Annotated in this window: 15 protein-coding genes and 1 tRNA gene; 11 read left to right on the top strand and 5 right to left on the bottom strand. The window is 61.8% G+C overall.

What is annotated here, in order from left to right; translation table 11 throughout:
- From AYR66_RS02060 to AYR66_RS02110, 11 genes are all read left to right on the top strand, one after another.
- Window positions 1-876: sensor histidine kinase (locus AYR66_RS02060; protein WP_234814674.1), on the top strand; the 876-nt coding region annotated here is incomplete at its 5' end.
- 154 nt (window positions 877-1030) lie between these two features.
- Window positions 1031-1729, top strand: a complete 699-nt coding sequence (locus AYR66_RS02065) for a TerC family protein (RefSeq protein WP_088706133.1) — start codon at window positions 1031-1033, stop codon at window positions 1727-1729.
- 36 nt (window positions 1730-1765) lie between these two features.
- Window positions 1766-2212 (top strand): universal stress protein, encoded by a 447-nt coding sequence (locus AYR66_RS02070; RefSeq protein WP_088706134.1) that lies wholly within the window; start codon window positions 1766-1768, stop codon window positions 2210-2212.
- A gap of 89 nt (window positions 2213-2301) precedes the next feature.
- The gene (locus AYR66_RS02075) at window positions 2302-2952 is read left to right on the top strand and encodes a response regulator transcription factor (protein ID WP_088706135.1); all 651 of its coding nucleotides are present in this window, start codon (window positions 2302-2304) and stop codon (window positions 2950-2952) included.
- A 135-nt stretch (window positions 2953-3087) separates the two neighbouring features.
- A complete protein-coding gene (hemA, locus tag AYR66_RS02080) occupies window positions 3088-4377 on the top strand; it encodes a glutamyl-tRNA reductase (protein ID WP_088706136.1) in 1290 nt (429 codons plus the stop codon).
- Window positions 4378-4457: 80 nt separating this feature from the next.
- Window positions 4458-5540 (top strand): peptide chain release factor 1, encoded by a 1083-nt coding sequence (gene prfA / locus AYR66_RS02085; protein WP_088706137.1) that lies wholly within the window; start codon window positions 4458-4460, stop codon window positions 5538-5540.
- Window positions 5541-5632: 92 nt separating this feature from the next.
- Window positions 5633-6109 carry a disulfide bond formation protein B gene (locus tag AYR66_RS02090; RefSeq protein WP_088706138.1) on the top strand — a complete coding sequence of 159 codons (477 nt, stop codon included), beginning with the start codon at window positions 5633-5635 and terminating at the stop codon, window positions 6107-6109.
- A 10-nt stretch (window positions 6110-6119) separates the two neighbouring features.
- The gene (prmC, locus tag AYR66_RS02095) at window positions 6120-6932 is read left to right on the top strand and encodes a peptide chain release factor N(5)-glutamine methyltransferase (RefSeq protein WP_088706139.1); all 813 of its coding nucleotides are present in this window, start codon (window positions 6120-6122) and stop codon (window positions 6930-6932) included.
- 92 nt (window positions 6933-7024) lie between these two features.
- The gene (locus tag AYR66_RS02100; protein WP_088706140.1) at window positions 7025-9367 is read left to right on the top strand and encodes a Tex family protein; all 2343 of its coding nucleotides are present in this window, start codon (window positions 7025-7027) and stop codon (window positions 9365-9367) included.
- Window positions 9368-9523: 156 nt separating this feature from the next.
- Entirely contained in the window at window positions 9524-9835 is a 312-nt protein-coding gene (gene grxD, locus AYR66_RS02105) for a Grx4 family monothiol glutaredoxin (protein WP_088706141.1), read from the top strand.
- A 9-nt stretch (window positions 9836-9844) separates the two neighbouring features.
- Entirely contained in the window at window positions 9845-10426 is a 582-nt protein-coding gene (locus AYR66_RS02110) for a UbiX family flavin prenyltransferase (RefSeq protein ID WP_088706142.1), read from the top strand.
- Window positions 10427-10487: 61 nt separating this feature from the next.
- Here the strand turns inward: AYR66_RS02110 and AYR66_RS02115 are convergent.
- The 5 genes from AYR66_RS02115 to AYR66_RS02135 form a co-directional block, all read right to left on the bottom strand.
- Window positions 10488-10563 (bottom strand) — tRNA-Thr (locus tag AYR66_RS02115).
- Window positions 10564-10589: 26 nt separating this feature from the next.
- A complete protein-coding gene (locus AYR66_RS02120) occupies window positions 10590-11072 on the bottom strand; it encodes a ClpXP protease specificity-enhancing factor (RefSeq protein WP_088706143.1) in 483 nt (160 codons plus the stop codon).
- A gap of 58 nt (window positions 11073-11130) precedes the next feature.
- Window positions 11131-11742 (bottom strand): glutathione S-transferase N-terminal domain-containing protein, encoded by a 612-nt coding sequence (locus AYR66_RS02125; protein ID WP_088706144.1) that lies wholly within the window; start codon window positions 11740-11742, stop codon window positions 11131-11133.
- An 87-nt stretch (window positions 11743-11829) separates the two neighbouring features.
- Window positions 11830-12594, bottom strand: a complete 765-nt coding sequence (locus tag AYR66_RS02130) for a cytochrome c1 (protein ID WP_088706145.1) — start codon at window positions 12592-12594, stop codon at window positions 11830-11832.
- A gap of 23 nt (window positions 12595-12617) precedes the next feature.
- Window positions 12618-14021 (bottom strand): cytochrome b, encoded by a 1404-nt coding sequence (locus tag AYR66_RS02135; protein WP_088706146.1) that lies wholly within the window; start codon window positions 14019-14021, stop codon window positions 12618-12620.

Below are 14021 nucleotides of genomic sequence, written 5' to 3' on the forward strand. Positions count from 1 at the left end.
CTGATCGCGCTGGCAGCCCTGGTCGTGCATTACGGCGTGGCGCGCAGCCTGCGTCCGCTGCAGGTGCTCAAGAGCGCCGTATCGGATCGCTCCCACCTCGACCTGAGCCCCATTCCGACGGACGGGGTACCCGGCGAGGTGCGGCCGCTGGTCGAGGAAGTGAATGAACTGATGCTGCGCCTCGGTACCACCCTGAACTTCCAAAATCGTTTCATCGCTGACGCCGCCCACCAGCTCAAGACGCCGGTCGCCGGCATCAAGGCGCAGATTGAAGTGGCGCTACGCGAGCAGAATCCCGCCGAAATGCAGCGCTCGTTGGCGCAGCTTTACATGAGCGCCGACCGGCTGTCGCATCTCGTCGGCCAGTTGCTGTCGCTGGCCCGTAACGAACCGGGCGCGGTCGAATCCCTCGTGCTGCAGCGCATCGACCTGAACGCGCTGGCGCTCGAAGTTACGATGGAGTGGGTGCCGGAAGCCATCAAGCGCAACGTCGACCTCGGTTTCGAGGGCGACCAACCGGTACTGGTCAAGGGCGACCCGCACCGCCTGCGCGAATTGATCAACAACCTCGTCGACAATGCGGTCCGCTACAGCCAGGACGGCGGACGGGTGACCGTGCGGGTGCGTGGCGGTGGACAGGCGCAGCTTGCAATCAGTGACGACGGGCCGCGCATCCCTGTCGAAGATCGCAAGCGCATCTTCGAACGCTTCCACCGACTGCTCGGATCCCACACCGATGGCAGCGGGCTCGGCCTGGCCATCGTCAGCGAGATTGCCTCGCTGCACAAGGCGCAAATCACGCTGGAAGAAGACGTCGACGGCATCGGCAACACCTTCACCGTCGACTTCCCCCACCCCGACGCACCGCCCGCCTGACCAGCCTTTCCGGGCGCTGTAAGCCTGGTGAAAGGATTGGTTCAGGTTTGCGTAAGGAAGCCGACAGGGAGGCGACAGGCCGCCTCCGTATCCTTGTTGACAGTCGAAGGCCATTCCATGGCCGCCGAAAAGTCATCATAAACAAGGAGATGTCATGTCTTTTCTCAGCACCCCGGAATTCTGGGTTTCCCTAGGGCAAATCATCCTGATCAACATCGTGCTCAGCGGTGATAACGCCGTGGTCATTGCACTTGCCTCGCGTTCGCTGCCGCCCAAGCAGCAAAAAATGGCCATCCTGTGCGGTAGCGTGGGTGCGATCGTCCTGCGTATCATCCTGACCTTCTTCGCCGTGTACCTGCTATCCCTTCCCTACCTGAAGCTTGCCGGTGCCGCGCTGCTGCTGTGGATCGGCGTCAACCTGCTCAAGGGCGAGGATGAGGAAGAAGAACTGGAAGGCCACTCGAACCTGGCCGGCGCGATCAAGACCATCGTCGTTGCCGACCTCGTGATGAGCCTCGATAACGTGATCGGCGTTGCCGCCGCCGCCAAGGGCAACATCGTCCTGCTCGTCGTCGGCCTGGGCGTCAGCATCCCGCTGATCATCTATGGCAGCACGCTGATCCTGAAGCTGATGAACCGCTTCCCGATCATCATCACCATCGGCGCCGCCCTGCTCGGATGGGTGGCGGGCGAAATGGCGTTCTCCGATCCGGCCGTCAAGACCTTCGCCGAGAACTACCACAGCCTTCACCTGTTGCCGCCGGCGCTGTGCGCCATGCTGGTCGTCGTTGTCGGCAAGTACCTGCAAAACCAGAATGCGGCTTCCTCCGAAACACTCGAGCAACTGAACTGATCGACCGCCCTACCCGGAAACCAGATTGGAGAAAACATGGGGCTGAAACAAGTGCTGATTCCGGTCACCCTGCACACGACCGCAAGGCAGCTGCAGAGCGCGCTCGCCGAAGCCATCGTCATCTACCGGTCGGAACCGGATGTGCGCGTGCATTTGCTGAACGTGCAGGTACCGGTGTCGCGCCATGTTTCCGACTTCTTCGATCCGGCCGAGCTGCGCCAGATCCACCTCGATACCGGGATGGAAGAACTGGCCGAGGCAAGACAGCTGCTCGACGCGGCGGAAGTTCCTTACAAGACGCACGTCGAAATCGGCCGCACGGCGGAAACCATCGTCCGCGTGGCACAGGAATTTCGCTGCACCCGGATCCTGATGGGTCACACCACGCCGTCGGGTTTGCCGGGCAAATTGTTCGGTTCGCTGATCAGCCAGGTGCGGCATCTCGTGCAGCCGATGCCGGGATGCCAGGTCATAGGGTCCTGAGCGCGCACTCCATCGATCCAAGACCTGGCATTGCCCGGGCCTTTTTTCATTTGCACCTTGGCAGGCCCTGATACGCTACCATCCTGTCCATGCGAATCACCGTCATGGATCAGGACAAGGTACTGGCCGAAGCGATCTGCGCGACGCTGCGCAACGCCGGCCATCAGGCGTCATGCACCGCGGAACAGCCCGACGGTGGCGATTGCGACCTCCTGATCCTTGATATCGAATTCGACAGGGCCTTGTCATGCATGCACGCCACGCGTACGGTCCCGGTGCTGCTGCTCGCGCCCCGTTCGGCGGAGGATGCCCTTGTAGCGGGCCTTGCGGCCGGCGCCAGTGATTACCTCGTCAAGCCGGTGCGGCACGGCGAGATCGCGCTGCGCGTCCAGGTGCTGCTGCGGCGCGCCTATCCGGAACGGCATGTCGAAGAAGCCTTGCAGTTCGGCCCTTATGCTTTCGACACCAACGCCGCCCGCATCGCCCGTGAGGGCAGGACGGTCGATGTCACGCAAAAGGAATTCGACCTTGCGCTGCTGTTTTTCCGTCATATTGGCCGGCCGCTGTCGCGCACCTATATCCGCGAGCAGGTCTGGCCCGGCGAATCGGAACTGCCGTCGCGCACGCTGGATACCCATGTGTCGCGCGTGCGCAGCAAGCTGGGCCTGCGCCCCGAAAACGGCTACCGTCTGGCGCCCGTCTACAGCTTCGGCTACCAGCTGGAGCAGTTGTCGGTGTGAACGGAGTGCGTCGGAGATTGTCGTACACACGGCAACTCGCACGAACAATGCCGTTTTATCAACAAAAATCCCTCAACTTGTGCCATCACGCAACAGGCTATAATAGAGGGTCAGGAATTCCCGCACTTAATCCGAATGCAGCTTCTAGCCGTCGGTCTCAACCACACTACAGCGCCGGTCGCGCTGCGTGAAAAAGTGGCCTTCCCCGCCGATACCATCGGCGAGGCAGTGGCTTCCGCACGCTCCTGGTTCGGCCGTGCCACCGCCTCCGGCACGTCCGACGAGGCCGCCATCCTCTCGACTTGCAACCGCACCGAGCTGTACGCGGCCAGCCACATTCCCGGCGGCGTCGATGCGGCGATCGATACCACGGCGCGCTTCCTCGCGGAGTACCACAAGCTGTCGTATTCGGAACTGCGCCCCTATCTGTACACCCTGCCGCAGGACAACGCGGTGCGTCACGCGTTCCGCGTGGCATCCGGCCTGGACTCGATGGTGCTCGGCGAAGCACAGATCCTCGGCCAGATGAAGGACGCGGTGCGCCGCGCCGAAGCGGCCGGCGGCCTGGGCACCTACCTGCACCAGATGTTCCAGCGCACCTTTGCCGTGGCAAAGGAAGTGCGTACCACCACCGAGATCGGTGCGCACAGCGTGTCGATGGCTGCCGCAGCAGTCCGCCTGTCGCAGCGCATCTTCGACAAGATCGCCGACCAGAACGTGCTGTTCATCGGCGCCGGCGAAATGATCGAACTGTGCGCGACGCACTTCGCCGCCCAGAACCCGAAATCACTCACCGTTGCGAACCGCACAATGGAACGCGGCGAAGCGCTGGCCCACCGCTTCAGCGGCCAGGCAATCCGCCTCGCCGACCTGCCGGACCAGCTGTCGCGCTACGATATCGTCGTTTCGAGCACCGCATCGTCGCTGCCGATCATCGGCCTCGGCATGGTCGAACGCGCAATCAAGGCGCGCCGCCACAAGCCGATGTTCATGGTCGACCTCGCCGTGCCGCGCGACATCGAATCCGAAGTTGGCCGCCTCGACGACGTCTTCCTGTACACCGTGGACGACCTCGGATCCGCCGTGCAGACCGGCATCGAAAACCGCCAGGCCGCCGTTGCGCAAGCCGAGGCGATCATCGAGACGCGCGTGCAATCCTTCATGCACTGGATCGAGAGCCGCGCTGTGGTGCCGGTGATTCGTGAGATGCATGACAACAGCGAAATGATGCGCCTGGCCGAGCTTGAGCGCGCGAAGAAGCTGCTTGCCAAGGGCGAGGATATTGACTCGGTTCTGGAAGCCTTGTCCAAGGGCCTCACCGCCAAATTCCTGCACGGCCCGCAACAGGCCCTGCACAACGCGCAAGGCGACGAGCGCGCACGACTCGCCACCCTCCTCCCGCAGCTGTTCCGCACCAAGCGCTAGCGGCCTGAAGGGGACTGCCCGCGGTCCCCTTTCGCCTCGCCCATCCCGGCGCTCCGCCGACCGCTCCACAGAAGAACGACATGAAACCATCAATGCTTGCCAAGCTCGACCAGCTTGCCGAACGGCTGGAAGAACTCAACAACCTGCTGATGCAGGAAGGCGCCACCGACAACATGGACCAGTACCGCAAGCAGACGCGCGAACACGCCGAGCTCGGACCGCTGGTGGCACTGTACAAGGAGTACAAGCAGGCGCACGAGGATATCAATACGGCCAACGAGATGCTGGCCGATCCGGACATGAAGGACCTCGCGCAGGAAGAAATCACCGCGGCCAAGGCACGCATCGAACAGCTCGAAGCCGACCTGCAGAAAATGCTGCTGCCGAAGGATCCCAACGACGAGCGAAACATCTACCTCGAAATCCGCGCCGGCACCGGCGGCGACGAAGCGGCGCTGTTTGCCGGCGACCTGCTGCGCATGTACACCCGTTATGCAGAGCGCAACCGCTGGCAGGTGGAGATGGTGTCGGAGTCACCGTCGGAAATCGGCGGCTACAAGGAAGTCATCGTCCGGCTCGTCGGCTTTGGTGCCTACTCGCGCCTGAAGTTCGAATCGGGCGGCCACCGTGTGCAGCGCGTGCCGGCGACTGAAACGCAAGGCCGCATCCATACCTCCGCCTGCACGGTGGCGGTGATGCCGGAAGCCGACGAAGTCGAAGACGTCGACATCAACCCGGCGGATATCCGCATCGATACCTTCCGCGCATCGGGCGCGGGCGGCCAGCACATCAACAAGACGGATTCGGCGGTGCGCATCACCCACATCCCGACCGGCATCGTGGTCGAATGCCAGGACGACCGCAGCCAGCACAAGAACAAGGCGTCCGCGCTGAAGGTGCTCGCCGCGCGCATCAAGGACGTGCAACTGCGCGAACAGCAGGCCAGGGAAGCGGCGACCCGGAAGTCGCTGATCGGGTCTGGCGACCGCAGCGAGCGCATCCGCACCTACAACTACCCGCAGGGCCGCATGACGGACCACCGCATCAACCTTACGCTCTACAAGCTCGACTTCATCATGGATGGTGACCTGGAAGAGCTGACGAATGCGCTGCTGGCCGAGCACCAGGCGGAATTGCTGGCGCAACTGGCCGACGAGGCATAATTGCCGGAACGGCAGGCCCGAGAACATTGCCCTTCAGGAACTTTTCGGGTCGGCATGATTCTTATGGCATTTCAACATTACAACTAGGACCCATGAAAACATCAAAACCGGTGTTGGTTGCAGTCGGTGTCATCGCCCTCGGGCTGGTCGGCTTTGCCCTCTTCCTCCAGCATGTGGAGGGGCAGATGCCCTGTCCGCTGTGCGTGATCCAGCGTTACCTGTTCGTCCTGCTTGCGCTCGTGTGCTTCATCGTTGCCGCCCTGCCGCGCGGCGCCACCAAGGCCGGCGCCCTGCTCGGTGCACTCACCGCGGTTGGCGGTGCGGGCGTGGCCGGCTGGCATGTCTGGGTGAAGGCGCACCCGACGATTTCCTGCGGCATCGATCCGCTGGAGACGGCGTTGAACCGCTATCCGACGGCCGAGCTGCTGCCCTTCCTGTTCAAGGCCGACGGCCTGTGCTCGGCGGAATACCCGCCCGTCCTCGGCCTGTCGAATCCGCAGTGGTCGCTGATCTGGTTCTCGGCCTTTGCCCTGGTCCTGGTCTGGGCCGCACTGCGCCGCAGCCGCTGATCCGCGTCCTATGCAGCCCGGCATTACCCTCGGCAGCCTGCTGCGCAAGCCTCCCCTCGATGCGCTGGAAGCGCGCATCCTGCTGTCGCATGCGCTGCAGCTGTCGCGCGTCCAGCTCATCACCCAGTCCGAACGCATCCTCAGCCAGAATGAAGCTGATGCTGTCAACGCGCTGTTCGAGCGCCGCCTCCAGGGCGAGCCGATCGCCTACATTTTGGGCGAACGCGAATTCTTCGGCCTCGCGCTGCACACCACGCCGGATGTACTGATTCCGCGTTCCGAAACCGAGCTGCTCGTCGAGCTGGCCCTCGATCGCATGCCTGGCCAGGCACGCATCCTCGACATGGGAACCGGTTCCGGTGCAATCGCCATTGCGATTGCCCATACCAACCCGGAAGCGAGCGTGACCGCGCTCGATGCCAGCGAAGGCGCACTGGCCGTCGCCCGTCGCAACGCCGAACGGCACAACACGCGCGTGCGCTTCCTGCACAGCGACTGGTACAGCGCCCTCGGCACTGAACAATTCGACATCATCGTGTCGAACCCGCCCTACATCGTCGCCGGCGACCCGCACCTGTCGCAGGGCGACCTGCGCTTCGAACCTGTCGACGCGCTGACCGACCACGGCGACGGACTGTCCGCCATACGCGCCATCATTGACGGGACTCCAAAGCATCTCGTGCCGGGCGGCTGGCTGCTGATGGAACATGGCTATGACCAGGCATCCGCTGTCCGCAACTTGCTTCTCAGGCAAGGCTTCCGCGACGTGCAAAGCTGGCAAGACCTTGCCGGAATCGAGCGCGTGACCGGGGGTATCCGGTAGTGCGCCAATCGCCGCTTTTTTGACTGTCAAGACTGGCGCAATCGCCCAATTTGCGTATCATCACCCGCTTGTTTTTACCTTTCTGACTCTCCATGCTGCCATCCATCGAACAACGTCTCGCCGTAGAACTTTCCGCCAAGCCGGTGCAAGTCGCCGCAGCCATCGCCCTGCTGGATGAAGGCGCCACGGTTCCCTTCATTGCGCGTTATCGCAAGGAAGCGACCGGCGGACTGGACGACACGCAGCTGCGCCTGCTGGAAGAGCGCCTGCGCTACCTGCGCGAGCTGGAAGACCGCCGCGCGGCAATCATTGCCTCGATCGAAGAACAGGGCAAGATGACGCCGGAGCTGCTGGATGCCGTCACGCACGCTGAAGACAAGACCCGCCTCGAAGACCTGTACCTGCCGTACAAGCCCAAGCGCCGCACCAAGGCCCAGATCGCGGCCGAAGCCGGCCTGACCGAACTGGCCGACGCGCTGCTCGCCGACCCGACGCTGAACCCGGAAGAGGAAGCCGCCAATTACGTCAAGCCTGCATTCACCACGGCCAATGGCGACAACCCCGGCGTGCCGGATGCGAAGGCTGCACTGGACGGCGCGCGCCAGATCCTGATGGAGCGCTTCGCCGAGGATGCAACGCTGCTGCAATCGCTGCGCGAATACCTGACCGACCACGGCGTGGTCGAATCCAAGGTGGTCGAAGGCAAGGAAGACGCCGGCGCCAAGTTCGCCGACTATTTCGACTACTCCGAAACCATCGGCACCATCCCGTCGCACCGCGCGCTGGCATTGTTCCGAGGCCGCCGCGAAGAAGTCCTGAATGTGACCCTGCGCCTGGATTCCGAAGAAGAGAAACCGAAGTGGGACGCGCCACACAACCCCTGTGAGAGCCGCATCGCCGCCCGTTTCGGCGTCAGCAGCAAGGGCCGCCCGGCGGACAAGTGGCTGGCGGATACGGTGCGCTGGGCCTGGCGCGTAAAGGTGTTCATGCACCTCGAAACCGAACTGATGACCAACCTGCGCGAGCGCGCGGAAATCGAAGCGATCAACGTCTTCGCACGCAACCTGAAGGACCTGCTGCTGGCAGCTCCCGCCGGTCCGCGCGCGACCATGGGCCTCGACCCGGGCCTGCGCACCGGCGTGAAGGTGGCCGTGGTCGATGCCACCGGCAAGGTGGTCGACACCAACACCATCTATCCGCACCAGCCGCGCAACGACTGGGAAGGTTCGCTGCACACCCTCGCCCTGCTCGCGCGCAAGCACAATGTCGCACTGGTCTCGATCGGCAACGGCACTGCGTCGCGCGAAACGGACAAGCTGGCGCAAGACCTCATCAAGCGCTATCCCGAACTCGGCCTCACCAAGATCGTCGTGTCCGAAGCCGGCGCGTCGGTGTATTCGGCATCCGAATATGCGTCGCGTGAACTGCCCGAGCTCGATGTATCGCTGCGGGGCGCCGTTTCGATCGCACGCCGACTGCAGGATCCGCTGGCCGAGCTGGTGAAGATCGATCCGAAGTCGATCGGCGTCGGCCAGTACCAGCACGATGTGAGCCAGTCGCAACTGGCACGCTCGCTCGACGCTGTAGTGGAGGATTGTGTGAACGCCGTCGGTGTCGACGTCAATACCGCATCCGCACCTTTGCTGGCACGCGTCTCGGGCCTGAACGCGAGCGTCGCCCAGAGTATCGTCAACTACCGCGACATGAAGGGCATGTTTGTGTCGCGCGCAGCGCTGTTGTCGGTGCCTCGCCTCGGCGAAAAGACCTTCGAGCAAGCGGCCGGCTTCCTGCGCATCATGAATGGCGAGAACCCGCTCGATGCATCCGCAGTGCACCCGGAATCCTATCCGGTAGTCGAAAAGATCCTCGCTGACATCAAGAAGGATGTGAAGGGCGTGATCGGCGACAGCAAGCTGCTGAAGTCGGTATCGCCGGCCAAGTATGCCGACGAGAAATTCGGTGTGCCGACCATCACCGACATCCTGAAGGAACTGGAGAAGCCGGGCCGCGACCCACGTCCCGAATTCACCACGGCCACCTTCAAGGAAGGCGTCGAGGACATCAAGGACCTGCGTCCGGACATGATCCTGGAAGGCGTGGTGACCAACGTCGCGGCCTTTGGCGCCTTCGTCGACATCGGCGTGCACCAGGATGGCCTGGTGCATATTTCCGCGCTGTCGAATACCTTCGTCCGCGACCCGCACACGGTCGTCAAGGCCGGCCAGGTCGTGAAGGTGAAGGTGCTGGAAGTGGACGAGAAGCGCCGCCGTATCGCGCTCACCATGCGTCTGAACGACACCGCGCCCACGCCCGGCGCCCGCCCTGAGCAACGTGGGGACCGCAACGATGCGCGCCGCATGGCGCAGCACCAGCGCGCGCCGCAACAAGCGGTGGGCGGCGCAATGGCAGCGGCCTTCGCCAAGCTGAAAGGCTGATGCATGGCGGGAGCTTGCATGACGTGCGCTCCCGCCTTGCCGCTTCGGCAACTATTCGTCGCTATTCCTTGCAGTTTCTCCGGGCTTGGCGGCATCACCCCACCCTTTTTCATATAATGGTGGAATTCCCCCATTTTTAGGTACAGAGGTAAAACCATGAGCGATGTACAAGCCTGGATCAAAGAGACGGTCACTTCCCATCCCGTCGTGCTGTTCATGAAGGGCACCGCCCAGTTCCCGCAGTGCGGCTTCTCCGGCCGTGCAGTACAGATCCTGAATGCCTGCGGCATCGAGAACATCGTTACCGTCAATGTGCTGGAAGACGCCGAAGTCCGCCAGGGCATCAAGGAATACTCCAACTGGCCGACCATTCCGCAGCTCTACGTCAAGGGCGAGTTCATTGGCGGTTCGGACATCATGTCCGAGATGTTCGAGTCCGGCGAACTGCAGACCCTCCTGAAGGCCTGATACCCACCAATGCCTGGCCAACGCCTGATCGTTGCCATCACAGGCGCCACCGGCGCGATCTACGGCGTGCGCCTGCTGCAGGTATTGCGGGACATTCCGGGCGTTGAATCCCACCTGATGATTTCGGATGCAGGCGTACTCAACCTGCATCAGGAACTCGACCTTGGCCGCAAAGAAGTTGAAGCACTGGCGCATGTTGTCCATAACGTGCGCGACATTGGCGCATCGATCGCCAGCGGCTCGTTTCAGTCCGACGGCATGGTCATTGCGCCGTGCTCGATGAAAACCCTCGCTGCCGTTGCGCATGGGCTCTCGGACAACCTGGTCTCCCGCGCTGCCGATGTCGTACTCAAGGAAAGGCGGCGCCTCGTCCTGATGGTGCGCGAAACGCCGTTCAACCTCGCCCACCTGCGCAACATGACGGCCGTCACCGAAATGGGCGGGATCATATTCCCGCCCCTGCCCGGCTTCTACCAGCGCCCGAAAACCATCGAGGAAATGGTGGACCATACCGTAGGCCGTGTGCTCGACCTGTTTGCGATTCCGCATGCATTGACGCCGCGCTGGAACGGATTGAAGGGCGGCGCCTGAACGTTGCCTGACCGCAGAAACAGAAAAGCCCGCGATCATTGCTGATCGCGGGCTTTTTCATTGGTGCCGGCTGCAGGACTCGAACCCGCCACCTGATGATTACAAATCAACTGCTCTACCAGATGAGCTAAGCCGGCGAAACTTGAAGGATTGCTATTGTACTTTATTTGATCCGGGTTAGCGTCGGACGCCCGCCTTTTTTTGGCGGATCGCTGTTGTCGTCCGGGCCGCCCTCGGAATCGCCTTCCTGCGGACTGTCGTGAGTCGGCGGCACTGCCGCGAGTGCAGGACCATTATGCTTCTCGTCGACACCTTCGCCGTCACTTTCGGCCGGCGGAGAAACCTCGAACGCCATGCCCTGCCCGTTTTCACGCGCATAGATCGCAACGACATTGTCGACCGGAATCGATATTTCGCGCGACACGCCACCGAAGCGTGCATGGAAATGGACGAAATCGTTGTCCATCTTCAGCCCGCTGGTAGCCGTAAAGCTGATGTTCAGCACGATCTCGCCATTCTTGACGAACTCGCGCGGCACCATCGTGCGTGAATCCACCGAAGCGGCAATGTATGGCGTGTAGCCATTGTCGGTGCACCATTCGTAAATGGCGCGCAACAGATAGGGCTTGGTCGAGATTTCAGACATGTTTTCCGGCCGGAACAGTTAGGTGCCCGCGCAATCCCGCACGAGCGCCTTGCCTGTCTTAACGGCGCATGACCTTTTCGGACGGCGTCAGTGCTTCAATATACGCCGGACGGGAGAAGATGCGCTCCGCATATTTCATCAGAGGTGCAGCGGTCTTCGATAGTTCGATACCGTAGTGGTCGAGGCGCCACAGCAGCGGCGCAATCGCCACGTCGAGCATGGAAAACTCGTCGCCCAGCATGTACTTGTTCTTGATGAACAGCGGCGCCAGCGTGGTCAGGCGATCGCGGATTTCCGCGCGTGCCTTCTCATGTGCCTTTTCCGAGCCCTTGGACTTGTCGTTCTCCAGCGTGTGGACATGGACAAACAATTCCTTCTCGAAATTGAACAGCATCAGGCGTGCACGTGCGCGCATCAGCGGGTCTGCCGGCATCAGCTGCGGATGCGGGAAGCGCTCGTCGATGTACTCGTTGATGATGTTCGACTCGTACAGGATCAGGTCGCGCTCGACCAGGATCGGCACCTGGCCGTAGGGGTTCATCACCGAGATGTCTTCCGGCTTGTTGAACAGGTCAACGTCACGGATCTCGAAATCCATGCCCTTCTCGAACAACACGAGACGGCAGCGCTGGGAAAATGGGCAGGTAGTGCCCGAATAGAGAACCATCATGTTGTAGTTCCTTAGAAACAAAAGGGTGAGACGTCGTACGGCTCACCCTGAATCAAAGTCCCGCATCTTTCGACGCGGGCTTAAGCTTTACTTGATTTCTTTCCAGTACGACTTGTTCAGCAGCCAGGCAAGGACCATGAAGAAGCCGAGGAAGAGCAGCACAACGACGCCGAGGCGCTTGCGCTTGTTCTGTCCCGGTTCACCCATCCATTCCAGGTAGCCTACGAGGTCGGCCGTCGCATTGTCGAAGTCGGTTGCGGACAGCTTGCCCGGCTTCACTTGCTCGAAGCCTGCAAACTTGTGCACCGTCTTGGATGCGTCATGCGGATCCTTCTCTTCGACGAACTTCACCGTACGGACACCTTGCAGCTCCCACATCACGTGCGGCATGCCGACGTTCGGGAAAACCAGGTTGTTCCATCCGGTCGGGCGGGTGTCGTCCTTGTAGAAGGTACGCAGGTAGGTGTACAGCCAGTCCGGGCCGGAACCGGCACCGGATGCCTTCGAACGGGCGATGACGGACAGGTCCGGCGGTACGGCGCCGAACCATTCCTTCGCGTCCTTGGCCGACAGGGAGACCTTCATCAAGTCACCAACCTTGTCGCTGGTGAACAGCAGGTTGTTCTTGATCTGCTCTTCCGTCAGGCCGATATCGACCAGGCGGTTGTAACGCATCGCCGATGCCGAGTGGCAGTTCAGGCAGTAATTGACGAACAGCTTGGCGCCGTTCTGCAGCGCGGCCAGGTCCTTGGTACGGTTCGGAGCCTGGTCCAGCGGAAAGGTCGCCTCACTGGCGAACGTGACCGCCGGAACGAGTGCCAGGACCGCAATCAGTTTTTTCAACAGGTTCATGGTTCTTATATCCCTTTTGCGGCTTAGTGCGGGTGGAACGTGACACGGTCAGGCACGGCCTTGAACTGGCCCATCTTGCTCCACCACGGCATCAGCAGGAAGAAGCCGAAGTAGATGAAGGTGCAGATCTGTGCGACGAGGGTGCCGACTGGGGTCGGCGGTTGCACGCCGAGGTAGCCGAGGATCACGAACGCAATGCCGAATACCAGGTAGACGTAGCCATGGCCAGCCGGACGATAGCGAATGGACTTGACCGGGGAATGGTCGAGCCACGGCAGGCCAGCCAGGATCATCACGGACACGCCCATCAGCACGACGCCCCAGAACTTCGCGTCGAGCACGAACATGCCGAGCAGTGCGGCAACGCCGACGATCAGGATACCGATCTTGGCCGAGCCGTTCAGCTTGGCCTTCAGCATGACCAGCGCGAGGTAGGCTGCCAGGCCGATTGCCAGGTACAGCATGAAATCGGACGTGGTTGCACGCAGGATCGAGTAGAACGGCGTGAAGTACCAGACCGGCGCGATGTGCGGCGGGGTCTTCAGCGGATCAGCCGGGATGAAGTTGTTGTACTCGAGGAAGTAGCCGCCCATTTCCGGTGCGAAGAACACGATGGCGCTGAACACGATCAGGAAGACCGAGACACAGAACACGTCGTGCACCGAGTAGTACGGATGGAACGGGATGCCATCGAGCGGAACGCCGTTGGAATCGGTCTTTTCCTTGATTTCCACGCCGTCCGGGTTGTTGGAACCCACTTCGTGCAGCGCGATGATGTGCGCGACGACCAGGCCCAGCAGCACCAGCGGAATCGCGATGACGTGGAAGGAGAAGAAGCGGTTCAGGGTTGCATCGGAAACGACGTAGTCACCGCGGATCCACAGCGACAGGTCCGGACCGATGAACGGGATCGCGCCGAACAGGTTCACGATCACCTGTGCACCCCAGTAGGACATCTGCCCCCAGGGAAGCAGGTAGCCGAAGAAGGCTTCCGCCATCAGGCACAGGAAGATACCAACGCCGAACAGCCACACCAGTTCGCGGGGCTTGCGGTAGGAACCGTAAAGCAGGCCGCGTAGCATGTGCAGGTAGACGACGATGAAGAAGGCGGATGCGCCGGTGGAGTGCATGTAGCGCACCAGCCAGCCCCAGGGCACGTCGCGCATGATGTACTCGACGGAAGCAAACGCGAGGTTGGCGTCCGGCTTGTAGTGCATCACGAGGAAGATACCAGTGACGATCTGGATCACCAGCACCAGCAGTGCCAGCGAGCCGAAGGCATACCAGTAGTTGAAGTTCTTCGGCGCGTAGTACTCGGACAGGTGTGCCTTCCAGGTCGAGGTGACCGGGAAGCGGGCGTCAATCCAGTTCAATGCCTTGGCGGACAGCGGAGCGCCAGGGGGAAGCTGTTTTTCTTGGAATGCCAT

Origin of the sequence: Noviherbaspirillum denitrificans, assembly GCF_002211445.1 — a bacterium.
Lineage (GTDB): Bacteria > Pseudomonadota > Gammaproteobacteria > Burkholderiales > Burkholderiaceae_D > Noviherbaspirillum > Noviherbaspirillum denitrificans.